The organism is Candidatus Jordarchaeum sp., assembly GCF_052745115.1.
On the sequence record NZ_JBRAKS010000264.1, the window covers coordinates 1 to 5459 of the forward strand.

Here is a 5459-nt window from a genome sequence, read left to right on the forward strand (position 1 = left end):
GGTCCGATTTTTTACTTGACATAACTCTCACCCCTAATGTGTATAAATATTTCAGTAATTATATATTTTATTTTTATTAAATCTATCGGATAATAACTATTTTGATGGTCGGTCTAACAAAATCCAATACTATAAGTATTGTAGATGATTCCTAGTTCTTCTTAATTTTTTGAAAATAATTCGAATACAGATTACAAATAAAAAGTCCTGAGGAAGAGATTAATTTTATTAATTTATTTTTCATGAGAGACGTATTAAAAAAAGAAGGGTGGAAAAAAATAATCACATCAAATGAATTTTAGCTGATGCGATTAAAGTTACTTCTTTTTAGCAGCTTTTAAAGCCTTTAGCTTCTCTTGTTCTCTTTTCACTTTCTCCATAGTGCTCTGGATTTTTTTGATGTGCTTCTCAGCATCTTTCCTGAGATCACCAAATAGTTTCATTAGTGTTCTGTCATTCTTCTTTGTTGCATCGGCTTCCATTTTAGAATAAGCTGTGACAGTTTTCTTTTCCCATTCTAAAGCATTAGCAAGCGGGTCAGCTGCCTTTGCCTTTGATTTAGTTTTTGCTTTCGGTTTTGACACAACTCTCACCCCAATCTTTTAGAATTTTTATTTAAAAAAAATTTACCTTGTGATATATGTTGTTTTTTGTTCATAATTATAAGTTCTTCGATTAAAAAAATTTTCGCAATTCAATTATAAAAAATTCATTAACTTTAGGTTTTAAGAAAAAAATTTATAAAAAATTTTTTGAAAACTTTATTTCGATATACACTCTAAAATTTATATTAGACCTTAGGCGTAATTGATACTTCCGGAATTTTTTTCAGTTTTCAGGCGTCTTTTATCACAGTTTTTGCGTTTTTCGGTAGTATTTCTGAAGGATTTTAAAATTTTTCACACCATTTCTGAATGAAAAATAATTACACCTAAGGTCTATTATAATTATACAAGATCATCTCAAAATTTTTCACATATGATCAGTTTTCTAATAACTAATTTTTCGTTCAATATTTAACCGCCCTTTTTTTAGATATCAAAAAGTTTCTCAAGTTCTCTGATGCTTAATGTGTTAATCAGATTTTTTTTAGTACACCATCCTCTCCTAGCCTGGTATACACCATACTCCATATAACTCAATTGATTCTTATTATGAGAATCTGTTCCTATGGCAAGATTAACTCCTTTATCCACTGCGGATTTGATTTGGATATCCCTAAGATCGAGCCTTTCTGGGAATGCATTTATCTCCAAAATTGTTCCGGATTCCTTTGCTTTTTCTAATATTTGAACCAAATCTATGTCATAAGGAGTTCTTCTATTTATGATCCTGCCAGTGGGATGAACAAAGATGTGCATTAAACCGCTTTCCATAGTCTTAACCACCCTCCTAGTGATAACCTCTTTGCTCGCCTTGAATCCAGAATGCAGTGCACCAAGAACCACATCTAATTTTTTAAGGAGATCTTTGCTTAGATCCAGCTCTCCCTCCGCATTGATGTTGACTTCTGCTGACTTTAGAATTCTGAAATTATTCAAACTGTTATTGAGCTGATCTATTTCCTGCATCTGTTTCATTAGTTGTTCCTCATTCAGGGCTCCAGCAATTTTTAATGAACCCACGTGGTCAGAAATGCAGATATACTCGTAGTTTCTTTCCTGAGCTGCTTTAGCTAAATCCGAGATAGAGTCCATTCCATCACTGTAGTTACTGTGAACATGAAAATCTCCCTTAATATCGGAGAGTTGAACTAGCTGGGGTAAACTGTTATTCTTGGCAGCTTCGACTTCACCCAAATCTTCCCTAAGCTCGGGCTCGATATAGCTCAAACCCAGTGCCTTATAAGATTCTTCCTCGGTTCTCCCAGCTAATCGGGTATCATCTCGAAAAACTCCGTACTCGCTGAGTTTAAGACCTTTTTCTATTGCCACTATTCTGAGCTTAACGTTGTGCTCCTTTGACCCGGTGAAGTAGAGCAGAGCCGAACCATAGATTTCCTCGTCGAAAACCCGAACATCAACCTGTAAACCGTCTTTTAACAGAACAGAAGACTTAGTAGGACCTTTACCCAACACCACCCCCACATTCTCTAAACTGGTAAAATAGTCCATAACACCTTCAGGTTTTTTAGATACCACCAGCATATCCAAGTCTCCCACCGTTTCCTTTTTTCTCCGGTAAGACCCCGCAACAGTAATTCGTTCCACAAAACTGAGAGAACCCAATTTATTTACTAAATCCTTAGCAATCTGATCCGCATATACTAGAGGTAATCTTTCTTTACTCTTTTTTGCGAACTCCACTCCTTTAAGCAAATTTTTTTCCGTTTTTATTCCAAGGGTTTTGATTCTTCTTATTCTGTGCTCTTTGGCTGCCTTTTCCAGTTCCTCTAAATTTTTAATCTTCAGCTTATCATAGAGAAGCTTAACCCTCTTCGACCCCAACCCCTCGACCGCTGACAACTCCTCTATGTTGACAGGATATTTCTCTTTGAACTCCTCGTAAACTTTTGCGGTGCCGGTTTCAACGAGTTCCCCGATAATCTCCGCTATTGCTGGGCCAATTCCAGTAATAGTGCGTATTTCCTTTCTCCGGTAAATGTCTGCCACATCCTCCGGCAGGGACTCTATAATCTTAGCCGCATTCTGGAAGGCTCTAATCTTAAACTTAATCTCATCAAACATTTCCAAATAAAAAGCCATGTTCTCTAGAATCCTTGCAATCTCAAAATTCTTCAGACTCAACCGCTCCTTAAAATAGTTCTACAAAATGGTTCTGAATCAGCTCTGACACTTCGGACAATAATACGAGGTTCTATTACTCATTTTAAGATTTTCTACCTCTCCCCCGCATCTTGGACAGTTAGCACCCTTTCTCCGATAAAGTAACAGAAAGTCTTTAAACCCGCTAAAATCCGCATCGGTTCTAATCATTTTTTCTAAAATCTCTCTCATTCTCTTGAATATTCTTGTCTTTTCCGCTTCGGTTAAATCCATCATTTTTTTGTCAGGTCTTACACCTGCCTGAAAGAGTGTCTCATCAGAGTACATATTTCCTAGACCGGCAATTATACTTTGATCCATAAGAAAGCTCTTAACCGACCTTCTCGGATGCTTATTACAAATTTCTAAGAAATCTTTTTCACCTATTTCCAAAGGCTCTGGACCCATGTTTCTAATGGTCTTAACCTGATCTATAGTCTCTACTAAGTAAAGCTTTCCAAACCTTCTTTGATCAATCACCCTCAACTCGTAACCATTAAGAAAATGAAACACCACACGGACATGCTTTTCTTCCGGTGTTCCAGTTTTATTGTAACTTAAATCACCAGTCATACCAAAATGAAAAACTAGTTTTAGTGAATAAAGTCGCAAATTCACAATGAGAAATTTACCCCTCCGGTCTACGAATTCAAAAAGGTTACCTATCAACTTTTTTCTAAAATCCTTAATGGATGTTACAAAAAATCTCTTGTCACGAATATCTAGCTCCTTAATCTCTTGGAGAAGACACTGCTCAATATAAGGCTTGAATGCTTCAACCTCGGGTAGTTCAGGCAACTAAACACCATCTCCAAATTTGTAAATCAAAAGGAATTTAAATGATCTGATCCCCGGTTAGTATGACTAGTACATCCCCACTTTCAAACTGGTAATTTCTTCAATCCATTTAAAATTTTTTTATTTTCTGTAACTATAGCCCTGTAACTATTGTTTTAGCAATTGCAGTTATATTAGCACCGGCTCCAACACTCTTCCCATTTCTGACAAGCTCTCCTTTGGAGTATTTCAATTTTAACCCTTTTTAATTTAAACCAGAAATGTCTCGCAGACAACTTAACAAAAATCTTGCATTGGTGAAATAAAAACGCAACTGATATACATTTTTGGCCTGATCATTAGTAGTTAATTCATATCATCTGTATATGTAGAAAAATAAAAAGAATTTTAAAATGACTAATTAAGGTTTGGTGGGTACGCCCAGAAATAGAAGGTTCCAACTCTCAGTGTTTAAAGGAGAATTACTAATAACACGATAAGTACTACCACTATCAGGCAGATTATTAGAAGTAATTCAAGTGTGCTTAGACCTTTTCTTCTTCTTGGCATCTTTTAAGCTCCTGTTTTTCCTTTACTATTGCTTATTTTATCATAAAAAGATTGTCATGGTAAAAAAGGCAGAAAAACCGAACTCTTTGCGTATAGTGATTTTTTGCTACTCTAGGCCTTGAGATAATAACTCCGCGATGTCGTAGACTTCTATTTCATTGTCAGAAACTTTTAATAATTGCTTTTTACAGAAAGGACAACACGTTACTATAATTTTGGCCCCAGTTTCTTTAGCTTCTTCCACCCTTCTTCTTCCCGCTTGCTCCGCTATTTCAGGGTAGGTAGCCTCCATTCCACCACCACTTCCGCAGCAATGTGCATTCTCCCTATTGAACTCCATTTCCACTAGTTCTACTCCGGGAATCTGTTCCAAGAGTTTTCGGGGAGCGTCATAAATTTCGGAGTGTCTTCCCAGGTGGCAAGGGTCATGATAGGTTACAATTTTTTTAATCTTTTTATCGAGTTTGATTTTCTTCTTGTCTATTAGTCTCTGAATAAATTCTGATGCGTGTAACACTTCGGCTTTTAGGGGAAATCCCTGCTCCGGGTAATCCTGCTTCAGAGTCTTATAACAACCAGCACAGGGCGTAACAACAATTTTAGCATTCATACCGTTAATCATTTCCTGATTGTGCTTCATTAACTCCCTAGCCTGCTTTCGATAACCAGTTCTAAGAATTGGCGACCCACAACACCACTCATCATCCAAAATCGTGTAATTAATATTAGCCCTGTCTAGAATATTTAAAACCGCCTCAGCAATCTCAGGATTGCGGTAAGCACTGGTGCAGCCCACGAAGTATATCACTTCGGGATTTGTCTCTTTCGCGGCTTTCAACTTAGAGAAGCGCTCCGAGTGAGGCTCACCATAAGGATTATGCTCTTTCTCAGCATTCTCAGCAAGCCTAGCTGCATCCTCGTTCACCAGCCCCTTCTCAACCAGATTCGCCCTCAAAGTTTCAACCACCTTAGGAATATCATAATCTAAAAGACAATTGGCCTGGCATAAACCGCAAGTACTGCACTGATACATGATATCCAGTATCTCTTCGCTAGGTTCAAGCACTCCGTTCTCAATATAATAAGCAAGTAAGCATCTTCCGTAAGGGGTTGCGGATTCGGACTTGGTGATTGTGCCTGAGGTACAAACGTGGCGGCACATTTTAGCACATGAAGCACAGAATCTTATTTCATCCGCGTATTTCTCTGTTGCCATTATTCCCGTCTCCAAATTTTATACCCGACTTTCCATAGTTAAGGGGATTTTTCTGAATTTAAGATTTATGATAAACCCCAGTATTTGAAAATGAGTTTTTGGGGGTAGGGATACCCTTATAGTGGAGAGAA

General features: G+C 37.2%; 4 protein-coding genes. All 4 read right to left on the minus strand.

Annotation, left to right across the window (positions count from 1 at the left end):
- Positions 1-317: 317 nt before the first annotated feature.
- The gene (locus ACUVXA_RS15520) at positions 318-584 is read right to left on the minus strand and encodes a ferritin-like domain-containing protein (RefSeq protein ID WP_445872192.1); all 267 of its coding nucleotides are present in this window, start codon (positions 582-584) and stop codon (positions 318-320) included.
- Between the two features lie 447 nt (positions 585-1031).
- On the minus strand, positions 1032-2747 hold the full coding sequence (gene polX, locus ACUVXA_RS15525) for a DNA polymerase/3'-5' exonuclease PolX (RefSeq protein WP_445872193.1): 1716 nt from the start codon (positions 2745-2747) through the stop codon (positions 1032-1034).
- Between the two features lie 36 nt (positions 2748-2783).
- Positions 2784-3563 (minus strand): DNA-formamidopyrimidine glycosylase, encoded by a 780-nt coding sequence (gene mutM / locus ACUVXA_RS15530; RefSeq protein ID WP_445872194.1) that lies wholly within the window; start codon positions 3561-3563, stop codon positions 2784-2786.
- A gap of 655 nt (positions 3564-4218) precedes the next feature.
- Positions 4219-5328, minus strand: a complete 1110-nt coding sequence (locus tag ACUVXA_RS15535) for a (Fe-S)-binding protein (RefSeq protein ID WP_445872195.1) — start codon at positions 5326-5328, stop codon at positions 4219-4221.
- Between the last annotated feature and the right edge of the window lie 131 nt (positions 5329-5459).

Bases quoted from the DNA above. Each gene is read 5' to 3' on its own strand.
- ACUVXA_RS15535 (WP_445872195.1), bottom strand. From the start codon at position 5,328: ATGGCAACAGAGAAATACGCGGATGAAATAAGATTCTGTGCTTCATGT.